Origin of the sequence: Adhaeribacter rhizoryzae (assembly GCF_008629685.1) — a bacterium.
GTDB lineage: Bacteria > Bacteroidota > Bacteroidia > Cytophagales > Hymenobacteraceae > Adhaeribacter > Adhaeribacter rhizoryzae.
This window is the reverse complement of the sequence record NZ_VWSF01000001.1, coordinates 659765-681292: the sequence shown is the minus strand read 5'-3', so window position 1 is coordinate 681292 and position 21528 is coordinate 659765. Positions and strand designations below refer to the sequence as shown.

Here is a 21528-nt window from a genome sequence, read left to right as displayed (position 1 = left end):
CACAAGAAAACTAAGCAAAAACACTGCAGGATGAATAGGTAGCAGCATGCATTAATCAGAAAAATATATAATTTAGCAGATATAAATATTAAAAATTGTAGATGCAGAAATTTTACATTTTAGTTTCTATTCTTTTTCTGATTATTATAGCTGCCACGCAGACCGAAGCCCAAAAAGCTAAAAATTACCTGGAGGCGGGTAACAGCTATTTTGCAGCACAAAAGTTTGAAGCAGCCATTACGGAATATTCTAAAGCCATTGCCCAGCAACCAGATTTGGTACAAGCCTATAACAACCGGGGCTTAAGCAAGGCCGGTTTAAAAAAGTTTAGCCAGGCTGTTGAGGACTATAATATAGCCTTGGCTTTGGACCCGAAGAATGCCGAAGCATATTATAACAGGGGTTTAGCAAAAGCTGGATTAAACCAGCAGCAAGCGGCCATTGTGGATTATACCCGGGCCATAACTTTAAATAAATCTTTTACGGCGGCTTATTACAACCGCGGCCTGGCGCAAGGTTTACGCCAAAATAATAAAGATGCCGTGCAGGATTTTACGCAAGTTATATCCCTTAACCCCACTGATGCATCGGCGTATTATTTATTGGGTATGGCCCAATATAATATGGGTAACCGCCAGGCTAGTTGTACGAGTTGGCAAAAAGCAGAAAATATGGGACATAGCAAAGCCAAAATTATGCTGGCTCAAAAGTGCCGGTAAATTACAGCGCTTTAACAACAGGCGCAAAACTTAGGCAATAACTCCAATACAATAGTAAATAAGCTAGACATAAAAAGTGCTCCGCTAAAACTAAGTAAAAACCTGAAGCATATAAATTATGCTAATACGAATCTTATTTGCTTCTAACGTTGTTTGTATATAAATTCCAATCTTGAACCTTTTGGGTTAGATAAGGTTTTATGTATTTTTGTAACGTATTTAATTTTAATTTAAAATAGAGAATAATATGGGAATGTATCCTGAATATATGGTAGCCCCAATTCGCGAAGATTTAACTTCTGCTGGCTTTGAGCAATTAATGACCTCCGAAGAAGTAGAAAAGGTTCTTTCGGAGAGCGAAGGTACTGTTTTAGTAGCCGTTAATTCGGTTTGTGGTTGTGCCGCAGCTAAAGCCCGTCCGGCCTTAAAAATGGCTGTTTCGGCCGCCGATAAGCGCCCGACTAAATTGGTAACTGTTTTTGCCGGTATGGAAACCGAAGCGGTAGCTAAAGCCCGCGAGCACATGCTGCCTTATCCACCATCGTCGCCGTCTATTGCTTTATTTAAAAATGGCGAGCTGGTGCACATGATCGAGCGGTACCACATTGAAGGCAACGACCTGGTAAGAATTGTAGATAACCTGAAAGGCGCGTTCGAAGAGTATTGCTAGTCCAGACTACTGATTAACACTGATTTTTCAGATTACACTGATTTCAGAATAAAAAGGGCCGCTTTAACAGCGGCCCTTTTTTATTTTTCTATCTCTAAACTCCTTCTTCTACCAACCAGCCCTATTATATAGAAAACTGATTTAAAATATTACCTATCTCTTTTGCGATTTACTGTTAACTGTTTATTGCTTATTGTTAACTGCTAACTGTTACTGTAAATCGAAGCCAATATCTTTGCGGTAATACCGGTTGTTCCAGGTAATTTTTTCGGCGGCAGTGGTGGCTTTGGCTAAAGCATCGGGCAAATTATTACCTAAAGCTGTTAAAGCTATAACCCGGCCGCCGTTGGTAGTAATCTGGCCTTTGTCGTTTTGGGCAGTGCCCGCATGAAATGTTAATACCTCGCCGGGCACTTCCAAACCCGAAATAACATCGCCTTTTTTGTAGTCTTCGGGGTATCCGCCAGCTACCAGCATAATGGTGGCGGCGGTACGCGGATCAATTTCCAATTTAAAATTATTCAGTTCGCCGTCGTGTAAAGCCCGGAACAACTCAAATAAATCGGTTTTAATGCGGGGCAAAATGGCTTCGGTTTCGGGGTCGCCTAACCGTACGTTGTACTCAATTACGTACGGCTCGTCGTTAACTTTCATTAAACCAATAAACAGAAATCCGGAATAAGAAATATTATCGGCTTGTAATCCGGCTAAAGTAGGTTTAATAATGCGTTCTTCTACTTTCTGCATAAAAGTAGCATCGGCAAACGGCACCGGCGATATAGCGCCCATGCCACCGGTATTCAGGCCGGTATCGCCTTCCCCAATTCTCTTGTAATCTTTGGCTTCGGGTAGTAAAATATATTCTTTGCCATCGGTTAAAATAAAAGCCGATAACTCAATACCTTCTAAAAACTCTTCAATTACTACTTTGCTGCCAGCCTCACCAAACCGCCGTAAATGCAGCATGCCTTCCAGTTGCTGGCTGGCTTCTTCAAAATTCTGGGCAATTACCACGCCTTTGCCAGCAGCCAAACCATCGGCTTTTAACACCACCGGATACCGATGATTCTCTAAATAACTAATGGCATCTACATAATTGGCTTCGGTGAAGGTGGCGTAGCGGGCTGTCGGAATATTGTGCCGCTGCATAAACTGTTTCGAGAAGTCTTTGCTTCCTTCCAGTTGCGCGCCATCTTTACAAGGCCCAACTACCAATATATGCCGCGAATTTTCCAGTTTCTTGAAATAATCGTGAATACCGGCTACCAAGGCTGCCTCCTGCCCCACTACCACCATCATAACATCATAATCGTCGGCAAATTTGGCAAGCACTTCAAAATCGGTGGTGGCTATATCAACATTGGTAGCTACCTGGGCCGTACCGGCATTGCCCGGTGCCACAAAAATTTTTTCAGCATACTCGCTTTGGCGTAATTTCCAGGCCAAGGCATGTTCTCTTCCACCCGATCCGATTATTAAAATATTCATTATGGCTGAATTGTTAAATGGTTAAATTGCTAAACAGCTTTTTTAAATAATAGGTGCTTGCGCGGCGAAGTTACCAATTTTCCAAAAGCGTTCTCTTATTCGTGCCGGAAAATTAATGGAAAATAAACCGCCGGAAACAAAAAAGCTGACCCAGAATGAGTCAGCTTTATGTCTTGGCTATATTAAATGTTCTAAATCATCAATAATTTAACCATTTAGCAATTCAACCTTACAACCGTTTAATTTGCGTATTCCGACAAGAACTTAATGCGCATCAGGCGTAAATCTTCTTCGGTGTAATCGTCGGTACCCAGTTCTTTTAAGGCTACGGCTATGTTATCGGTGCTGGCTTGCATAAAATAATCGTAAATTTCTTCCTGCCGCTCTTCGTCCAATACCTCGTCTATGTAATAGTTCAGGTTTAATTTGGTACCGGAATAACAAATATGTTCTATTTCTTCAATTAGTTCGGCCATGGTAATGTCTTTGGAAGCCGCAATTTCTTCCAAATCCATTTTTTTATCTATCTGCTGAATAATATAGATTTTGATTTTAGATTTATTAACGGCTGATTTTACCACTACATCGGCAGCCGTAACAATATCGTTATCTTCTACATACTTAGTAATCAAATCCATAAAAGGCTTGCCAAACTTCTGCACCTTACCCATACCCACGCCGCTAATGTGGGCCAAGTCTTCTTTTTTGGTGGGGTAAGTAGTGGCCATTTCTTTTAAAGAAGGGTCCTGAAAAAGCACGTAAGGGGGCAAGTTCAGTTGGTTAGCCATTTTTTTCCGAAGCGCCTTCAGCATATCAAACAGTACCGTATCGTGGCCGGCCGAAGACTGAATTTCTTCTTTTTCTTCTTCTTTCTGTACTTCTTCTTCGAAGTTGTGGTCTTTGGCCAGTTTAATCGGGTGCGGGCCCTGTATAAAGTCGTAGCCTTTTTGCGTAACTTTTAATACGCCTATGTTCTCAATATCTTTTTCCAGGAACCCGGATAGTAAAATTTGCCGGATAACGGAATTCCAGAACTGGGCATCTTGTTCGTTACCTTTGCCATAAACCTCCAGTTGGTCGTGCGAGTAGCTTTCAACGTACTGGTCTTTCATGCCGGTAAGTACCGCCACCAGGTGGTCCATACCAAAGCGCTGTTCGGTTTGTACCGCGGCTTTCAGGGCTAATAATACTTCCTCGCCGGCTTCAAAACGCTCTTTCGGGTGCACGCAGTTATCGCAAAAGCCGCAGTCCTTTTCAAAAATTTCGCCAAAATAATGCAGCAGTTGCTTCCGGCGGCAAACTGCCGAATCGGCGTAAGCGGCCATTTCCTGCAATAATAATTTGGAATTATCGCGTTCGGTTACCGGTTTGTCTTTGCTGAATTTTTCGAGTTTTACAATATCGTCGTAAGAGTAAAACATGAGGCAGTTACCTTCTAAACCATCGCGGCCACCCCGACCGGTTTCCTGGTAATAGCCTTCAATAGATTTAGGAGTATCGTAGTGAATTACAAAGCGTACATCCGGTTTATCAATGCCCATCCCGAAAGCAATGGTGGCTACAATTACATCGGCGTCTTCGTTCAGGAAAGCATCCTGGTTAGCCATCCGGATACCCGGTTCCAAGCCCGCGTGATAAGGCAATGCTTTTACATCGTTCACGCGCAACAGTTCGGCAATTTCTTCTACTTTTTTGCGGCTCAGGCAATAAATAATACCGCTTTTGCCTTTGTGCTTCTTTATATATTGAATAAGCTGTTTCTTGGTATTGTGCTTGGGCCGAACCTCGTAATATAAGTTGGTGCGATTAAACGACGATTTAAACACCGAAGCATCGTCCATCTGCAAGTTTTTCTGAATATCTAGCTGCACTTTAGGAGTGGCCGTTGCGGTAAGTGCTATAATTGGCAAATCGCCAATACTATCAATAATACCTCTAATTTTACGGTACTCCGGCCGGAAATCGTGGCCCCATTCCGAAATACAGTGCGCCTCATCTATAGCCACAAACGATATTTTAGCTTTCTGCAGAAAATCTAAAGTTTCTTCTTTCGTCAGCGATTCGGGCGCTACGTAGAGCAGTTTTACCTCGCCGCTAATGGTTTCCTTTTTAACTTTATTCATTTCCGCTTTGGTAAGCGTTGAGTTCAGGAACTGCGCATTTACGCCAAAGGCATTTAACTGGTCTACCTGATTTTTCATGAGCGCAATCAGGGGCGAAATAACAATGGCAGTACCTGGTAGCACAAGAGCGGGAAGCTGATAGCACAACGATTTTCCGGCCCCGGTAGGCATGATAACAAACGTATTGTTACCATTTATAATATTGTTAATTATAGCCTCCTGATTTCCCCTGAATTGGTTATACCCAAAAACTTCTTTTAATTTGTCTTTAATCTGTAACTCTTGTGTGGCTAACATTTGTTCTTTAAGGGTATTTTAATAAAAATAGATTTACGTTAATTTTATTTCAGCTATTTCTCTAGCCCAATACAAATTTAAATTGAAAATAATAAAAAATATTAAATTAATCGCGAAAAATGTTTTGCAGGAAGAAGCAGCAGCCATTCAGCGACTTGTAAATTTCATTGATGATGATTTTGAAGCTTGTGTACAGGCCATATTACAGACGCCTGGCCGGGTGGTAATAACCGGCATTGGCAAAAGTGCTCATATAGCCGCCAAAATGGTTGCTACGCTTAACTCTACCGGCACGCCTGCTTTGTTTATGCACGCCGCCGATGCCATTCACGGCGATATTGGCATGATTCAACCCGATGATTTTGTAATCTGCATTTCTAAAAGCGGCAACACCCCCGAAGTAAAGGTACTGGTGCCGCTACTCAAACGTAAAGGTTCTAAATTAGCCGCCTTGGTTGGCAACCCCAGTTCTTACCTGGCCCAGCAAGCCGATTATATTTTAAATGCATCGGTAGAAAAAGAAGCTTGCCCGCACAACCTGGCACCTACTTCCAGTACCACGGCCGCCCTGGCGCTGGGCGATGCGCTGGCTGTTTGTTTGCTGGAAGCCCGGGATTTTAGCAGCCGCGATTTTGCCAACTTGCATCCGGGTGGCTCTTTGGGCAAACAGCTTTACTTGCGGGTAAGCGATATTTATACCCAAAATGCCGCTCCGGCAGTAGTTGAAACGGCTGTGCTAAAAGAAATAATTATTGAAATTTCGTCTAAAAGATTAGGTGCTACGGCGGTATTAACCGAGGAAAATGGTATTTTGACCGGGATTATCACTGACGGCGACTTGCGCCGGATGCTGAACAAATACGATTCGCTGCAAGCCATTCAGGCCAGCGATATTATGACCGCGGCGCCGCTTACCATTGAGGCCGATGAGTATGCTACCGCCGCTTTAGAAATAATGCAAAAACGCAATATTACCCAACTAATTGTAACAAAATCTGGTAACTTTGCTGGCTTTGTACACTTACATGATTTACTTAAAGAAGGCTTAATTTAATGAGTAGCAAAGATACTTTTGTAGTAATAATGGCTGGTGGCATTGGCAGCCGCTTTTGGCCTTTTAGCCGCACCAATAATCCCAAGCAGTTTCACGATGTGTTAGGCGTTGGCGCCAGTATGCTGCAAATGACGGTAAAACGTTTTCAGGATGTTTGTCCGCCCGAAAATATTTACATTGTAACCAACACCGATTACCGCGATTTGGTAAAAGAGCAGCTGCCCCACCTCACGCAAAACCAAATATTGTGCGAACCCATTGGGCGCAATACCGCACCGGCCATTGCCTATGCCAGTTTTAAAATCAGCCAGATTAACCCCAACGCTACTTTGGTTGTAGCCCCGGCCGATCACGTAATTCTGAAAGAAGAAGCTTTTGTGCGGATTATTCAGGAGGCAATTACCGCCGCCGGAAAAGAAGAAATATTACTTACTTTAGGCATTACCCCAAGCCGCCCCGATACCGGTTACGGCTACATCCAGTTTATTGAAGGCGGACAGCACCTTAAAAAAGTAAAAACCTTTACCGAAAAGCCAAACTTAGAACTGGCCCAGATGTTTTTAGATAGCGGTGACTTTGTCTGGAATTCGGGTATTTTTATCTGGAACGTAAAATCTATTCTGCATGCCTTCCGGCAATATTTAAGCGAAGTAGCCGAAATATTTGAAGAAGGCTTGTTGTACCTGAACAAACCCCAGGAAGAAGAATTTATTAACCGGGCTTACTCGCATTGCCGCAATATTTCTATCGATTACGGCATTATGGAAAAAGCGGATAACGTATTTGTGCTTTTAAGCGATTTTGGCTGGTCAGATTTAGGTACCTGGAATTCGTTGTACAGCATTGGCAATAAAGACGAAGCTGGCAACGTAATAGACGGCGATGTGCTTTTATACGATACCCGCAATTGCATTATTAAAACCCCGCAAGAACGGCTGGTAGTAATAAATGGCCTGGAGAACTTTATTGTAGCCGAGTACGACAATGTACTTATGATTTGCCCCAAAGATGAAGAGCAGCGGGTAAAAGACTTTGTTGCCGATGTAAAATCTAAAAAAGGCAGCGGCTATAATTAAATATTAAAAATATTGCAGCACCAAAAGAGGCATTAAGATTTTAATGCCTCTTTTTATTTTTCCTAGGATCTGGAATATTCAAATAATTTTAAATGGATGGTGCAACTATTAAGTGGTTGCCGGGCTCTTATCTACAGAAAGGAATAATATTGCCCCATGAAAAACTGCTTCTCTGTTTTGTTAATCTTGTTTTCGCTAAACTTGGTCTCGTGTGAGCACAACGACGACACCGAAATTGCCTGTGATATAAAAGACCCCGTAAATAACTTATCCTGGCTAAAAGCTAAAGTCGAAACGTTTGAGAAGAGCAATATGTGCGAAAACAACGCCTGCAACCTGAGAATTTACAAGGTTAATTCGGGCAACCAGCAGCTTATTGTAACTTGGGTAACCGGGCCGGCCGTAGATGGCATACCGCAATATTATACCTGCACCGGCGAATTAATAATTTGCACCAACGACGATCCTTGCCCCAATATTTCTGCTGCCGAATTAATCTGGACGAGTAAATCTGATTAGCAGAAACTTTTTTATATCAGTCCTATTCTTTTTTGTCATCTTGGAAAGATCTATTGGACAGAAGGCTTTACAGGTAAATCCAGTAAAGCGAAAATTACCTCCTTTACTTTCTAACCAATAGATGCTTTCAGCATGACAATTGAGAGGTTTTATATTATATTTATGGAAAGCTTAAACACTACTTGGTATAATTAGCAGAGAGCCAACCCGAAGTAATTAAAACAAACGAGCGGCCGGAATATTCAAAATATTCTGGCCGCTCGTTTACTGTTTAGAACTAGCTGATAGATTACCTATATAAAAGTTAATTTTAGCCCGGCACGGCCAACCGCTGCCGCAATACTTCAAACAAAATAATACCGCTGGCTACCGAAACGTTTAAAGAGCCAATTTGACCTACTAACGGAATTTTAACTTTCGCATCGGCTTTCTTTAAATATTCCGGCGAAATTCCGTCTTCTTCGCTGCCCATTAAAATAGCCGTTGGCCCGGTTAAATCTACGGTACCGGCATTAATATCAACGTCGCCTTTTTCGGTACACGCTACTACCTGAATGCCCGAATTCTGCAGAAAGTTTAAGGTATCTTTTAAGTTGTTTTCGCGGCAAACCGGCACAATATTTAAGGCCCCGGCCGAAGTTTTCAGAGCATCGCCGTTAATTTGGGCGGCCCCACGGCTAGGAATTACAATGGCATCTACACCCATACACTCGGCGTTACGGGCAATCGAACCAAAATTACGCACATCGGTAATCCGGTCGAGCACTAAAATAAGCGGGGTTTTACCTTTCTCGTAAATATCGGCCACAATATTATCCAAAGGCAAATAAGTAATCGCCGATAAATAAGCTACGGCACCCTGGTGATTTTTACGGGTTAAGGTATCCAGTTTTTCGGGCGGAACCATAGAAACCGGCACATTGGCTCTATGCGCCAGTTCGGTTATTTCAATGGTCATGCTGTTGCGCTGGCCTTTCTGCAAATATATGCGCTCCAAGTCTTTGCCCGCCAGCAAAGCCTCGGTTATGGGCCGCAGCCCAAAAATCATCTGAATATTATCTGCTTTTTCGCGGCGCGGGCCACGGGGGTTTACTCCTCTAGTATAGTTCCTTTTCTCCATTTTTCTACGGTGCTGTACCACACAAACTCGTATTCCGGACGCCGGATTAGTTCGTAGTGATTTTGTGTAAAGGTATTGGGTTTTTTAATGAAAATAAATTTATAAGTGGCGCCACCTTGTCTGCGGTTAATATACGTCCATTCTTCGGCATCCAGCCGTCGGTTAACCACGGTAGGTTTTCCCAGAATAATATACAACATGCCGCGGTCGGTTAGCCAGCCGTCTTTGTGCGAACTAAAAAAAATATTGGCTTCTTTTACCCGCTGGTAATATTCTTTAATCAGCCGTTTGGCTAGTTCTTGGTTTTGGTTCGCAATATCGAGCCAGAAACGATCCAGCGCCTTTTTCGGTTCGGTGGCCTCGTACAACTTTTTCCGTTCTTCCGAACTGGTCATGTAAATTAAAGGTTCAATTAATTCGCGGGCGGTTGTTAGTTCGGGGTATTCGTTGGCAACCGAAATAATACTGGTACTGGACTCGCCGGCATCCAGCACAAACAAACCTTCCTGGTCTAATTTAATATTTTCTCCTACCGGAATCTGACTTGTCCGGATCAGGTTTAAAGTAGGCGAAACTTTTTTCTGGCTTAACGAAAAAGGCGGTAATGCTGCTGGAAAATCGGTTTCGTATTGCTTTAGCTGCACGCTATTGATGGGAGCAGAAGATTTAATTTTAAAAGTCTCGGAAGTATTTACATACGCGCGAAACAAGGGCAACCCGGTATTCGCATCTGTCAAGAGCAACTTTTTAGCAAGTACATCGCGCCGCAACGGAATATCCAGCCATAAATATTCATCTTCGGCCACGTGCTGCGGTATCTGCAACTGCAACACCGAAGGCAGCGTAATGCCTGCCGTGGGCAGCTTAAAATCGACGTACGCGAAATTATTTTTAAAACGCAGACGCTTACCAAATTGCCGCACCGAGTCGCGCCGAATTATGTCGGGCCGTTCGTAGCTCAGGCTAATGGTATACAATAGTTTAAGCTGGTTTTGGGGTAAATCTTTAAATAACCCTTCATCGGCAAACTTCAGAAAAACCTGTAAACTGTCTTTATCGGCCAGGTAATCGTAAGCTATAGTGGTAGCGGGTATATAAGCATAATCCAGGTTTTGCCGGAATAAGGCCTGCCGCGGTGTGCATGCGCCGAAAAATAAGGCTAATATCAAAAAATAAGTGAATATTCTTTTCATTTTTTCGGCTAAAAGGTCTTTATACCATAAACGTAAATACCAGCGCTGCATCTATGGCTAAAATACCTTTTATTTAATATTCTGCTGATAGTAGCCATAAGAATAAATAAAAAAAACCGGTTCTGCCGGAACCGGTTTTTTATTTGACTTGAAGCTATTAACGGTTACCGTAATATTTCATAAATGTTTGTTCTAACTCGGCCGCTTTTTGTTCTAAACCTAAGGCCCTAGCCGACATAACCAGTTGCTGCAAAATCATGAAGTTGGTTTGCACTTCGCGGTCGAATAAAGCGCTATTGGGGTCGTTGGCATAATAGGCCAGCGCTTTGTTAGCCCGCTTAGACATTACATCCATTATTTCCAGTGCTTTTTTCCGTTCGCCTACAGCATTCAGCGGCTCAATAAATTGCGGCGTATAATAATCATACGGAATCGATTTATCGGGCATTACGGTAAAGCAACGCTCCATTACTTCTTTGGCTTTAGCTTTGTCGCCGGCTTGAAGGTAAGCCGTAGCCAGACGATAGAATTTATCGCGGGTATTCGGCGGTAATTGACTCACGTAGCTGTCGTCGTAAAAAATATTGGGGTTATCGAGGTTACGCCAGCTAAACTTGTTCATCATGTTATTATACATAATGTCTTTTTCCACGTAACCTTCTTCTTCCTGGTCTGGATTTTTTACCGGCACAATGCGGTACGCCAAACCTTCGAGCTGGAAATACGGCTGCAGGTTTAAATAATCCGAAGAACTGGTAGTAGTAGAAAAATATACCGGCCGCTCCCAGTTGTTTGTAGCCAGAATATCCAAAATTACCAGGTGCTTTTTCTCGATAGCTGATTTGCCAATATTCCAGCTTAGCTGGTCCAGAATTTGGCCCTGTCGATCTTTTGGCACCGCGTTATGCCGGATTACTGCTGCTTTATCTACATCTAAGGTAAAAGCTTTGGTTGGTAACGATAAAAACGGTTTAGCATTCTGGGCTGCTACCTGCAGTACTTCGTGGTTATCTTTTACCAGCGCCAGATAACGTTTCAGGTCCATGCCGCCTTTTACTTCGGGCCGTTCCACAAAAGGCAAATAATCGTTGGTGCCCTGACGGTAATTTTCGATTTCCATTGATATTGGTAACGGTGCCGATTTATAAGAGCGGCGCTTCATTTGATCAATGTACCAATCGGTATTCAGGTAACTTAAAACGGCTACCCGCACGTCGGTCCGGAAACCTTCAACTTCTTGCGCGTACCACAGCGGGAACGTATCGTTATCGCCGTTGGTGAATATTATAGCATTTGGTGCCAGCGAGCTTAACAGGTTTTTAGCCGAATCTACGGAATGATAGCGGTCTGAACGGTCATGGTCGTCCCAACCTTGCGCAGCCATAATAATTGGTACGCTTAAGCACAGCAAAGTTACCACGGCTGCCCGCGCTACATCGCTCTTTATAAATTTACTTAGCAAATCGGCTAAACCCAACACGCCTAAACCAATCCAGATAGAGAAAGCAAAGAACGAACCGGCAAACGTATAATCCCGCTCGCGGGGCTCTACCGGCGGCTGATTCAGGTATAAAGCAATGGCTAAACCGGTAAAGAAAAACAACAATCCCACAATAAAAGCATCGCGCTGGTCTTTCCGGATTTGGTAAATTAAGCCCAGAATACCCAATAGGAAAGGCAGCATGTAAAAATTATTGCGCGCTTTGCTATCGGCTACCCGCTCGGGTAAACCCTGGCTCGATTCAGTGGGCCAAAGTACGCCGGCATTTTGCACATCGCTGTCGCGGCCCACAAAGTTCCACAGGAAATACCGCCAGTACATGTGGCCCAATTGGTATTTCATCATAAACGACAAATTCTCGCCCATGGTAGGTTTTTGGCCTTGCTGAATAGGAACCCATTTCTGGTATTCCTGAATGTGCATGGGCTGGTTGCTGTAAATACGCGGCAGCAAACTCATGTCTTTGGGATCGTAAACCGCCTCTAGTTTGTAATCTACAATTTCGTATTTGTCTTTGCCTTTTACATAACGCGGGTCGCCTTGTTCCTGGTCAATAATTTCAGCGGTAAACTGCGGACCGTACAGCAAAGGCCGGTCGCCGTATTGTTCACGCTTCAGGTAAGAAACAAAGCTTACAATATTTTCGGGGTCGTTCTCGTCGATGGTTGGGTCATAAGCCGACCGGATAGGAATAATCATGTACGACGAATAACCAATTAAAATAAACACAAAGCTGAGTAAAGCGGTGTTTAAAAAGCGGTTATTATGCCGGATAGAATACCGGAAACCATAAACAATTAACCCAACAAATAAAGCCAGGAAAATAAAAATACCGCTGCTAAACGGCAGGCCAATATTATTAATAAAAAAAACCTCGAAAGAACCGGCCAGCGAAGGTAAACCCGGAATAATACCCCATAATATTACCACAATAATTAAGGAGCTAATCAGGAAAGTATAAATTGTGCCCTTGCGGGTAGGTTTGGTGGTTTTGCGGTAATAATAAATAAAAGCCAGCGCCGGAATGGCCAGTAAGTTTAACAAGTGTACGCCAATAGAAAGGCCCACCATATAGGCAATCATAATCAGCCATTTATCCGAAGAAACCTCGTGGGCTTTGCCTTCCCACTTCAGCATGGCCCAGAACACGAAAGCCGAGAAGAAAGCCGACATGCCGTATACCTCTGCCTCTACCGCCGAAAACCAGAAAGAATCGCTGAAAGTAAAGGCCAGGGCACCTACCGCACCGCTGCCCATAATTAATAAAGTCTGGCCAAAAGTTGGTTCGGCGGTTCTACCCACCAGCATTTTACGGGCCATGATGGTAATAGACCAAAACAGGAAAAGCACCGTAAAAGCACTTACCAAACCCGACAAAAAGTTAATTAGCGGTGCCACTAACAGCACATTGTCGCCGGCAAACATAGAAAAGATGCGGGCTACCAGTAAATAAAAAGGTGCTCCGGGCGGGTGCGGCACTAATAATTTATAAGAACAGGCTATAAATTCACCGGCATCCCAGAAACTGGCGGTAGGTTCGAGGGTAAGTCCGTAAACAATGGCCGCAATAAGAAAGACAAGCCAACCTAAAATATTGTTAATCCTGCTATAACTACTCATAAACTACTTTAGAAATAATCCCCGAAATTAAGAAAATTACCTCTTATACAAGAAGCGCCCAAAAATTAATTAAAAAAATAGCCGGCTTATTTGGGCCGGCTATCTTATATCGTAAAAATACGGGTATTTATTGTTGCAGAATTAAACGTTTCGTTTCTACCATTTTGTCGTTTACCAACAGGCTGTAAAAATATATGCCCGCCGGATAAGTAGAAAGATCGAGCTTGATTTTGGAACTTAGCGCCTGCTCCGGCACCTTTATGGTTTTTACCACCTGCCCTATGGTATTCGAAAGGGTTATTTTATAAGACTCGTTTTTAGCTTGGTCTAACTGAATTTCGATAATGCCCCGGGTAGGATTAGGATAAACACTTAACGTTGGTTTGGTTAGCCCGCCATCTACTGAAGCCGTTGCGTTTAACATGCGCATGCCCAACATAGGCTCTTTAGCGGCATTGGCTGTAAAACTATAAGAGTAGCGTTCCGGCATTTTAAGGGTTTTAGCCAAGCCCCGGTTAAGCGAAGCGAAATCGAAAGTAGATACAAAACTAGAACTGGCTAAGTGGTTGCCGGCATCGCTCTGATTTACCGCAACACTGGTAGGTAAGTACACCCCACCGCCTTTTAGCTCGAAGGCCAGGCTAGCTCCGTAACCCGTTATATAAACTACCAGCAGACTAACCGCCATGAATATTTTAGTAAAAATTTTCATATCATATTTTATCTTAGGTAAGATTAAACACAGTTTAACGTGACCAAATATACTGCTATATTTTTAACAACACAATAAAATAAATTAAAGCTATAATATATTTTAATTTCTACAAATTGTTATTTATCAACATTATACAATTTATAGCAACGCTGTATTGCTAAAAACTTAACCAGTTAATAAGGCTCGTTTTCAGAGAAAGTAAGTGGCAAAAATTCTGCCAGAAATAATAGAATAAATAATTTTAAATACCAGGAAACTTTTTTTGAATAATCTGCCATTCAGAAAACAAGATCAAACACCTGCTAAAGCGCCCGGTTTATAGCCGGCAATATTTTAAGTAGCTTACTGTCTTTCAACCGTATATTGTAAAATATTATTTGGCAGTGTATTTAAGAAGCAGGTTAATAGTATTGGCAAAATTCAATCAGAAAATTTCCTAAAATTTTGTGCGGCATGGGGCCACTAAATAACAAAAGCAATCTCCTTAAAACTAAAATATTCTATTTTCTGTCCGATTTGTAAACAAAGCTGACCGGTTTCGTCTATGCCAATAATGGTTCCTTCAACTAAACTGCCGTTAATCTGGTAGGTGTGCAACTCCTGGTAGCGGTACAGGTTTTGTAAATATTCGAACCGAAGTTTAGCAGTTCTGCCTTCTTTCAGTTGCAAATAGCGCACCTCTATAAACTCCAGTAATTTTTCGGTTAGCTCGTTTAAATTAAATGACTTGCCTGTAACTTGAGCAAAAGAAATAGCCGTAGGCACCAAGAACAAAAGCTGGTTAATATTTAAACCAATTCCGATGACGGCATGTTGTATAATTTGGCCAGAGAGAGAATTTTGAATTAAAATACCGCCAACTTTTTTATTTTCGTAATACAAGTCGTTGGGCCATTTAAGTTTTAGGTTTGGCGGCAAGTAAAGCCGGGCTACGTCTAATACGGCTAAGGCAATACAAATATTAAGGTTAAATTGCTGCTGAATAGCCAAAAAACCAGGCTTCAGAATTAACGATAGGGTAATATTTTTGCCGGGTTCGGCTTCCCAGGTATTTCCCCGTTGCCCTTGCCCATGAGTTTGGCATTCGGTAATTACAACAGTGCCTTCTGTGGCTTCATTTTTGTTAATAAGATTCTGTGCAAAACGGTTAGTTGAGTCGCACTGTGGTAAATATATTACCTGCTTACCTGTAAATAAGGTATTTGGGGCTATTTTCTGCAAAGAATTTTATAATATTGTAATTCAAATTTAGTTATATCAAATGAAAAAAACGAAGATTAAGGAAAATTCGGACATATTGGCAGAGCTGGTCGTAAAAGGAATGCAGGACAAAAAGGCCTCCGATATATGCGTAATTGACCTTAAGTCCTTAAACAATGCAGTTTCTGATTATTTTGTCATAAGTTCGGCCAACTCCGATACCCAATTAGATGCCATTGCGCGGGCCGTGGAAGAAGAGGTTTTTAAAATTACGAATCAAAATCCTTGGCAGAGCGAAGGCCGTACAAATAAAGAATGGATCTTACTGGATTATGTGGACGTAGTTGTGCATATATTTCTGAAAGATAAACGAGAATTCTATGCTTTGGAAGAACTTTGGGGCGATGCGCCAATCCGATACATTGAAGAATAACAAAACTATTATCTAAATGAACATTTTGGCATGCCTGATGTTCTTACATTAATTGAATATTTAGAATAGATGACAGATAAAACGCCTAAAAAAAAGAAAATAAATATGCCTAATACGCCGCCGCGCCCTACTATGCAAATGTGGGTACTGGCAGCATTGGTGTTTTTAATATTTGGGATTGCCTATTTTAACCGCAGCAACGCAACCGTACAAATTAACCAACAGCAGTTCGAAGACATGGTGCTGAGCCGTGACGTAGAACGCCTGGTAGTAGTGGTAAACAAACGGATTGTAGAAGTTACGCTTAATCCGGCGGCCCTCGAAAATGAAAAGTACCGTAAAATAGTACCTAACCGTGGCGCCTGGGCCCTGGAGCAAGGCCCGCAATTTTACTTGCCTATCTTTTCCGGCGAAAGCTTTAAAGAAGATTTAGCCAAACTACAAGAGAAAGTACCGCAAGACCAACGCATTGGCTACAGCATTGAAGAAAGAACCGGCTTCTCCGAATTTTTCGTGAACTGGGGCTTTATTTTATTAATGCTATTTGGCTTCTGGTTCTTAATGCGCCGGGTTACTACCGGTGGTGCCGGCGGCCAAATATTTAATATTGGTAAATCGCGGGCTGCTTTATTCGATGCCGAAAACAAGGTAAAAATTACCTTTAAAGACGTAGCCGGCCTGGAAGAAGCCAAAGAAGAAATTCAGGAAATTGTAGAGTTTTTGAAAAACCCAAGCAAGTTTACCATTCTGGGAGGTAAAATTCCGAAAGGTGCTTTGCTGGTAGGTCCTCCGGGTACCGGTAAAACTTTACTAGCCAAAGCCGTAGCCGGCGAAGCCGATGTACCGTTCTTCTCGCTTTCGGGTTCCGATTTCGTGGAAATGTTTGTGGGGGTTGGTGCCGCGCGGGTACGCGACTTGTTTAAGCAAGCAAAAGCCAAAGCGCCTTGTATTATTTTTATTGATGAGATTGATGCTATTGGCCGTTCGCGGAGCCGGGGCCAGGTGCCGGGCGGTAACGACGAGCGTGAAAATACCCTGAACTCTTTGCTGGTAGAAATGGACGGGTTTGCCACCGACTCTGGGGTAATTATTCTGGCGGCCACTAACCGCCCCGACACACTGGATGCAGCCCTTTTAAGACCAGGACGTTTCGACCGCCAGATTAGTATTGATAAACCAGACATTGTAGGCCGTACCGAAATATTTAAAGTACACTTGGGCCCATTGGCTTTATCCGAAGATGTGGATGCTAAGAAATTAGCAGCGCAAACCCCTGGATTTGCCGGTGCCGAAATAGCTAACGTGTGTAACGAAGCCGCCCTGATTGCCGCCCGCCGCGACAAGAAAAAGGTAGAAATGCAAGACTTCAACGATGCCATCGACCGGGTAATTGGTGGTTTAGAAAAGAAGAACAAAATTATTTCGCCGGAAGAAAAACGCATTGTGGCTTACCACGAGGCGGGCCACGCTATTGCGGGCTGGTTCCTGGAGCACTGCGACCCATTGGTTAAAGTAAGTATTGTACCGCGCGGTATTGCCGCCCTGGGTTACGCCCAATATTTACCAAAAGAACAATTCCTGTACACCACCGAGCAATTAATTGATGAAATGTGTATGGCTTTAGGTGGCCGCGCAGCCGAAGAAATTATATTCGGGAAAATCTCAACCGGTGCTTTAAGTGACCTGGAGCGGATTACCAAAATGGCTTACAGCATTGTAACCATGTATGGTATGAACGACAAGATTGGCAATATTTCTTATTACGATTCTAAAGGCGCTAACGAATATTCAACTACCAAGCCTTATTCCGAAGCCACTGCCCAAACTATTGACAACGAAGTACGGAAAATTATTTCGGATGCATACGAGCGGACAAAACAGTTGCTAACAGATAAATTAGATAAACTGGAAATTGTAGCCCGGGAATTACTACAGAAAGAAATATTGTTCCAGACTGATTTAGAGCGTTTGGTAGGCCCGCGGCCGTTTGCCGCTTTAACTACGTACCAGGCCCACACCGCCGGTACCGACCGTAGCAAAACCCTAAGTGAAGTAGAACAGGAAACCCATCCGATTCCGGTTGCGCACGATAACGGCAAGCAGAAAGGCCAGAACGGACAGGAAAAACAAGAAGAATCTGAAAAAGAAAGCGAAGGCGCTACGCCCGGTTCTACTTATTCGTTCGATGTTTAACCCTGATTTCCACTAAGTTTTTATGTACGAACCAAGGTCTAAAGATATAATTTTAGGCAAAATAAGAGAGGCGCTGGCTAAACCAGCGCCTTTTATGCCTTCTACCCCCGACTTTGCTACCTCGGTGCATCCCCTGCCCGATGAGGATTTATCTATTACTTTTGCTACTGTTTTCTTAAGAAACAGCGGCACTTTTGTTTACTGCGATTCTGACGAAAATTTTTTCGATCACCTCTACGTATTTAAAAAGGAAAAGAAAATAGAGCACTTGTACGTCTGGGAACCGGAATTGAAAGCCCATTTGCAAGCCGGCGGCATTGATTTTAACGATGATGAAGCTTCCTTTATTAAAAATGCCGAAGCCAGCCTTACTACCTGCGAAGCCCTGATTGCCCGTACCGGCAGCATTCTGGTAAGTGGTGCTAACGAAAGCGGCCGCCGTTTAAGCATTTACCCCGAAAAGCACTTAGTTTTGGCTTTTGCATCGCAGTTGTTGCCCGATATTAAAGATGGCTTGGCTTACGTACGGCAGAAATATAAAAAATTTCCATCGATGCTTTCTTTGGTAAGCGGTCCCAGCCGTACCGCCGACATTGAGAAAACCCTGGTAATGGGCGCCCACGGTCCCAAAGAGTTAGTCTTATTTCTGATTGATGATACCCTCCATTAGTCAGTTAGAACCCGGTAAAAAAGTATATTTTGCGTCTGATTTTCACCTGGGGGTGCCCGATGCCGCATCGAGTTTAGCCCGGGAAAAAAAGATTGTGCGCTGGCTCGATACCATCCGGCACGATGCCCAGATGCTGTTTTTGGTAGGCGATATTTTTGATTTCTGGTTCGAATACCGGCACGCCATACCCAAAGGGTTTATCCGGTTGCAAGGTAAGTTAGCAGAATTAAGCGACAGCGGCTTACCCATTTATTTTTTCACCGGCAACCACGATATGTGGATGTTCGATTATTTTACCAAGGAACTAAATATTCCGGTGGTGCGGCAACCCGTATCCATCCAGATTAACGAAAAAAAGTTTTACATCGGTCACGGCGATGGCCTAGGCCCGAAAGATTACACCTATAAAGTTTTAAAAAAGATATTTGCGAGTAAACTTTCGCAGTGGCTTTTTGCGCGCATTCACCCCAACCTGGGTATTGGGGTAGCTAATTATTGGTCGCGGAAAAGCCGCATCCGAAATACCCAGGTAGACGAAGTGTTTAAACCTGGCGAAGAATGGTTGGTTACCTACTGCTCCGAAATGGAAAAACATAATCACCATGATTACTATATTTTCGGGCACCGGCATTTGCCCTTAGACTTAGAAATAAATAAAAACAGCCAGTACGTTAATTTAGGAGAGTGGGTCAATTATTGCTCTTATGCCGAATATGATGGCCAATTGCTTAAGCTTAAATATTTTGAAGCCTAATTATCTTCTTCGGGTACTGCTGATAGCGGCTGTATTATTTGCATCCAAAGCAACAGCGCAATCGTTAACGTATATCCGTTCTGTGCCGGTTAGTAAACCAGAAGCCATTTCGCTCGATCGGTTATCTAATATTTACGTAACCGATGCCAAAAATATTCTTTATAAATTCGACCCTACCGGTAAAGCAATACAAACCTTTTCGCCGCCCGCTACCGGCCATGTGGCCAACGTAGAAGCCTGGAACATGGTAAAAACGTTATTATTCTACGACGACCGGCAGCAAATAACTTTACTCGATCGGTTCCTTACCCCTATTACCTCGGCCCGCCTCTCCGACTTTACCAATGGTATTATCCGAACTGCTACGCTGGCCGCCGATGATCGTATCTGGCTGCTGAACGAAAGCGATGTTACCCTAAGTAAAGTAGATATCCGATACCCTGATGCGGTGCTCAAAACCGAACTAAACCAAATTCTGACGGAATCGGCCGGCGACATCAGGTTTATGCGCGAATATCAAAACAATTTGTATATGCTAGACCGTAATTCCGGCATATATATTTTCGACAACATGGGCAATTACAAAAAGAGATTGCCTTTAGCTGGGGTAAATTATATTGGGTTTAAAGACGAAGAACTTTATTATGTAAAAGAAAACCAGTTAATATTTCTGAATTTATATAATCAGCAAAACCGTACCATAAACTTACCTGCCGGTAAAAACTATTCTAAAGCGCTGGTGGGTGAAAAATTCTATTATTTTTTTACTTCCTCCGGCTTCGATATTTATTCCCTGCATTAAGCCCCACCCCCTTTTACCTCTGCTAATTATTTTCTGAGTTGCTTTCTTTAACAACAGCATAACAACCATTTACCTTGTTTTCCCCGTTAAAGCATCTACCTGTCGCTGTTTAGCCCCCTCTTCTAAAAGCCACAGCTTAAATAATTATCTGATAATTAAACTTAAGGAAAACTATGAAAGCATTGGTATTTCACAAAATTAACGATGTACGGGTCGAAAATGTAGAAGACCCTAAAATAGAAGAAAGCCGCGACGCCATTATCCGGGTAACTTCTACGGCCATTTGTGGCTCCGATTTACATATTTTAGATGGCTTTGTGCCGCAAATGCGCAACATGGTGCTGGGCCACGAATTTATGGGCATTGTAGAAGAAGTGGGCTCGGGCATAACCAACTTAAAGAAAGGCGACCGGGTAGTAGTTCCTTTCCCGATTGCCTGCGGTACCTGTTATTTTTGTACGCACCAATGGCCCACCCAATGCGAAAACTCTAACCCCAATTATGGCCCCGAAGGCGGCTTTATGGACCAAAAAGGAGCGGCTTTGTTTGGCTACACCGATTTATACGGCGGTTACAATGGCGGTCAGGCCGAATACGTGCGGGTTCCTTACGCCGATTTTGGTCCAAGAATTGTACCCGATGGCCTTACCGATGAGCAGGTATTATTTTTAACTGATATTTTCCCGACGGGTTGGGCCGCCGCTGATTGGGGCCGGATAAAAGGTGGCGAAACCGTAGCTATATTTGGGGCTGGTCCGGTGGGCATTATGGCCGCTAAATCGGCGTGGCTAATGGGAGCCGGCCGGGTAATAAATATTGATTTGCAGCCATACCGCCTCGAAATGGCCCGGCAAGCCGCCAACTCCGAAACAATATTATGGGAAAACCAGGAGCAGGTAGTAGAAGAAATCCGTAGCCGAACCGAAGGCCGGGGCGCAGATGTGTGCATCGACGCCGTAGGCATGGAAGCTGACCGCAGTATTCTGGACAAAGCCAAAGCGGTATTTAACGTAGAAAAAGGAACTGCCAAAGTTTTGGAAACTTGTTTGAGTGCTGTGCGCCGCGGCGGTGTAGTAAGCGTGGTTGGCGTTTACGGCTCGGCTTTCGATAATTTCCCGATTTATAAGTGGTTTGATAAAGGTGTTACCCTCATGGGCACCCAGGCGCCGGTACAAATTTATATCGACCACCTGATGAAACTGGTACAGGAAGGGAAAGTTCGTCTGGATGATATTATTACGCATACGCTCCCACTCGACCAGGCGGCCCAAGGCTACGAAATATTTAAGAAAAAAGAAGATAATTGCGTAAAGGTGGTATTAAAACCTTAAGCAACTGATAACTATTTTATTACTCACCAAAAAGGAGCTGGTTCAGACAA

At 43.2% G+C, this 21528-nt stretch carries 18 protein-coding genes; 11 read left to right on the top strand and 7 right to left on the bottom strand.

Annotated elements, in window-relative coordinates:
* Positions 1–101: 101 nt before the first annotated feature.
* Together F0145_RS02765 and F0145_RS02760 are read left to right on the top strand one after the other, a co-directional pair.
* Positions 102–719 (top strand): tetratricopeptide repeat protein, encoded by a 618-nt coding sequence (locus tag F0145_RS02765; protein ID WP_150086609.1) that lies wholly within the window; start codon positions 102–104, stop codon positions 717–719.
* 253 nt (positions 720–972) lie between these two features.
* On the top strand, positions 973–1389 hold the full coding sequence (locus F0145_RS02760; protein ID WP_150086857.1) for a BrxA/BrxB family bacilliredoxin: 417 nt from the start codon (positions 973–975) through the stop codon (positions 1387–1389).
* Positions 1390–1599: 210 nt separating this feature from the next.
* On the opposite strand, the gene purD is transcribed toward F0145_RS02760, so the two are convergent.
* Together purD and recQ are read right to left on the bottom strand one after the other, a co-directional pair.
* Positions 1600–2877, bottom strand: a complete 1278-nt coding sequence (gene purD / locus F0145_RS02755; RefSeq protein WP_150086607.1) for a phosphoribosylamine--glycine ligase — start codon at positions 2875–2877, stop codon at positions 1600–1602.
* 239 nt (positions 2878–3116) lie between these two features.
* Entirely contained in the window at positions 3117–5297 is a 2181-nt protein-coding gene (gene recQ / locus F0145_RS02750) for a DNA helicase RecQ (RefSeq protein ID WP_150086605.1), read from the bottom strand.
* An 82-nt stretch (positions 5298–5379) separates the two neighbouring features.
* Here recQ and F0145_RS02745 point away from each other — a divergent pair, with 82 nt between their 5' ends.
* From F0145_RS02745 to F0145_RS02735, 3 genes are all read left to right on the top strand, one after another.
* Positions 5380–6351 (top strand): KpsF/GutQ family sugar-phosphate isomerase, encoded by a 972-nt coding sequence (locus F0145_RS02745; protein WP_150086603.1) that lies wholly within the window; start codon positions 5380–5382, stop codon positions 6349–6351.
* Positions 6351–7427 (top strand): mannose-1-phosphate guanylyltransferase, encoded by a 1077-nt coding sequence (locus tag F0145_RS02740; protein ID WP_223815779.1) that lies wholly within the window; start codon positions 6351–6353, stop codon positions 7425–7427. Before F0145_RS02745 ends, F0145_RS02740 begins: the two co-directional genes overlap by 1 nt.
* A gap of 156 nt (positions 7428–7583) precedes the next feature.
* Positions 7584–7946: a hypothetical protein gene (locus F0145_RS02735; protein WP_150086601.1), complete on the top strand. Its 363-nt coding sequence runs from the start codon at positions 7584–7586 to the stop codon at positions 7944–7946.
* 310 nt (positions 7947–8256) lie between these two features.
* Here the strand turns inward: F0145_RS02735 and rlmB are convergent, their stop codons facing one another.
* From rlmB to F0145_RS02710, 5 genes are all read right to left on the bottom strand, one after another.
* Positions 8257–9066 carry a 23S rRNA (guanosine(2251)-2'-O)-methyltransferase RlmB gene (gene rlmB / locus F0145_RS02730; protein WP_150086598.1) on the bottom strand — a complete coding sequence of 270 codons (810 nt, stop codon included), beginning with the start codon at positions 9064–9066 and terminating at the stop codon, positions 8257–8259.
* Positions 9036–10259 carry a GWxTD domain-containing protein gene (locus tag F0145_RS02725; RefSeq protein ID WP_190277453.1) on the bottom strand — a complete coding sequence of 408 codons (1224 nt, stop codon included), beginning with the start codon at positions 10257–10259 and terminating at the stop codon, positions 9036–9038. The genes rlmB and F0145_RS02725 overlap by 31 nt, the downstream gene beginning before the upstream one ends.
* A gap of 157 nt (positions 10260–10416) precedes the next feature.
* The gene (locus tag F0145_RS02720) at positions 10417–13380 is read right to left on the bottom strand and encodes a glycosyltransferase family 117 protein (RefSeq protein WP_150086595.1); all 2964 of its coding nucleotides are present in this window, start codon (positions 13378–13380) and stop codon (positions 10417–10419) included.
* A 127-nt stretch (positions 13381–13507) separates the two neighbouring features.
* Positions 13508–14092 carry a T9SS type A sorting domain-containing protein gene (locus tag F0145_RS02715; protein ID WP_150086593.1) on the bottom strand — a complete coding sequence of 195 codons (585 nt, stop codon included), beginning with the start codon at positions 14090–14092 and terminating at the stop codon, positions 13508–13510.
* Positions 14093–14557: 465 nt separating this feature from the next.
* Positions 14558–15316 carry a biotin--[acetyl-CoA-carboxylase] ligase gene (locus F0145_RS02710; protein ID WP_223815778.1) on the bottom strand — a complete coding sequence of 253 codons (759 nt, stop codon included), beginning with the start codon at positions 15314–15316 and terminating at the stop codon, positions 14558–14560.
* Positions 15317–15356: 40 nt separating this feature from the next.
* Here F0145_RS02710 and rsfS point away from each other — a divergent pair, with 40 nt between their 5' ends.
* The 6 genes from rsfS to F0145_RS02680 all read left to right on the top strand — a co-directional run bounded on the left by rsfS (position 15357) and on the right by F0145_RS02680 (position 21478).
* A complete protein-coding gene (rsfS, locus tag F0145_RS02705) occupies positions 15357–15728 on the top strand; it encodes a ribosome silencing factor (RefSeq protein WP_146895109.1) in 372 nt (123 codons plus the stop codon).
* 69 nt (positions 15729–15797) lie between these two features.
* Entirely contained in the window at positions 15798–17921 is a 2124-nt protein-coding gene (ftsH, locus tag F0145_RS02700) for an ATP-dependent zinc metalloprotease FtsH (RefSeq protein ID WP_150086591.1), read from the top strand.
* Between the two features lie 22 nt (positions 17922–17943).
* On the top strand, positions 17944–18591 hold the full coding sequence (locus F0145_RS02695) for a LutC/YkgG family protein (protein WP_150086589.1): 648 nt from the start codon (positions 17944–17946) through the stop codon (positions 18589–18591).
* Positions 18575–19345 carry a UDP-2,3-diacylglucosamine diphosphatase gene (locus F0145_RS02690; protein ID WP_150086587.1) on the top strand — a complete coding sequence of 257 codons (771 nt, stop codon included), beginning with the start codon at positions 18575–18577 and terminating at the stop codon, positions 19343–19345. The genes F0145_RS02695 and F0145_RS02690 overlap by 17 nt, the downstream gene beginning before the upstream one ends.
* Positions 19335–20147 (top strand): hypothetical protein, encoded by an 813-nt coding sequence (locus F0145_RS02685; protein WP_150086586.1) that lies wholly within the window; start codon positions 19335–19337, stop codon positions 20145–20147. Before F0145_RS02690 ends, F0145_RS02685 begins: the two co-directional genes overlap by 11 nt.
* 173 nt (positions 20148–20320) lie before the next feature.
* Positions 20321–21478, top strand: coding sequence for a zinc-dependent alcohol dehydrogenase (locus F0145_RS02680; RefSeq protein WP_150086584.1), 1158 nt, complete (start codon positions 20321–20323; stop codon positions 21476–21478).
* The last annotated feature ends 50 nt before the right edge of the window (positions 21479–21528 follow it).

Excerpts from the sequence above, each read along its gene's own strand:
- F0145_RS02760 (WP_150086857.1), top strand. The coding sequence starts at position 973 with ATGTATCCTGAATATATGGTAGCCCCAATTCGCGAAGATTTAACTTCT.
- F0145_RS02690 (WP_150086587.1), top strand. The coding sequence starts at position 18,575 with ATGATACCCTCCATTAGTCAGTTAGAACCCGGTAAAAAAGTATATTTT.
- F0145_RS02695 (WP_150086589.1), top strand. The coding sequence starts at position 17,944 with ATGTACGAACCAAGGTCTAAAGATATAATTTTAGGCAAAATAAGAGAG.
- rsfS (WP_146895109.1), top strand. The coding sequence starts at position 15,357 with ATGAAAAAAACGAAGATTAAGGAAAATTCGGACATATTGGCAGAGCTG.
- F0145_RS02680 (WP_150086584.1), top strand. The coding sequence starts at position 20,321 with ATGAAAGCATTGGTATTTCACAAAATTAACGATGTACGGGTCGAAAAT.
- F0145_RS02735 (WP_150086601.1), top strand. The coding sequence starts at position 7,584 with ATGAAAAACTGCTTCTCTGTTTTGTTAATCTTGTTTTCGCTAAACTTG.
- F0145_RS02715 (WP_150086593.1), bottom strand. The coding sequence starts at position 14,092 with ATGAAAATTTTTACTAAAATATTCATGGCGGTTAGTCTGCTGGTAGTT.
- F0145_RS02740 (WP_223815779.1), top strand. The coding sequence starts at position 6,351 with ATGAGTAGCAAAGATACTTTTGTAGTAATAATGGCTGGTGGCATTGGC.
- F0145_RS02765 (WP_150086609.1), top strand. The coding sequence starts at position 102 with ATGCAGAAATTTTACATTTTAGTTTCTATTCTTTTTCTGATTATTATA.
- purD (WP_150086607.1), bottom strand. The coding sequence starts at position 2,877 with ATGAATATTTTAATAATCGGATCGGGTGGAAGAGAACATGCCTTGGCC.
- ftsH (WP_150086591.1), top strand. The coding sequence starts at position 15,798 with ATGACAGATAAAACGCCTAAAAAAAAGAAAATAAATATGCCTAATACG.
- recQ (WP_150086605.1), bottom strand. The coding sequence starts at position 5,297 with ATGTTAGCCACACAAGAGTTACAGATTAAAGACAAATTAAAAGAAGTT.
- F0145_RS02725 (WP_190277453.1), bottom strand. The coding sequence starts at position 10,259 with ATGAAAAGAATATTCACTTATTTTTTGATATTAGCCTTATTTTTCGGC.
- F0145_RS02720 (WP_150086595.1), bottom strand. The coding sequence starts at position 13,380 with ATGAGTAGTTATAGCAGGATTAACAATATTTTAGGTTGGCTTGTCTTT.
- rlmB (WP_150086598.1), bottom strand. The coding sequence starts at position 9,066 with ATGGAGAAAAGGAACTATACTAGAGGAGTAAACCCCCGTGGCCCGCGC.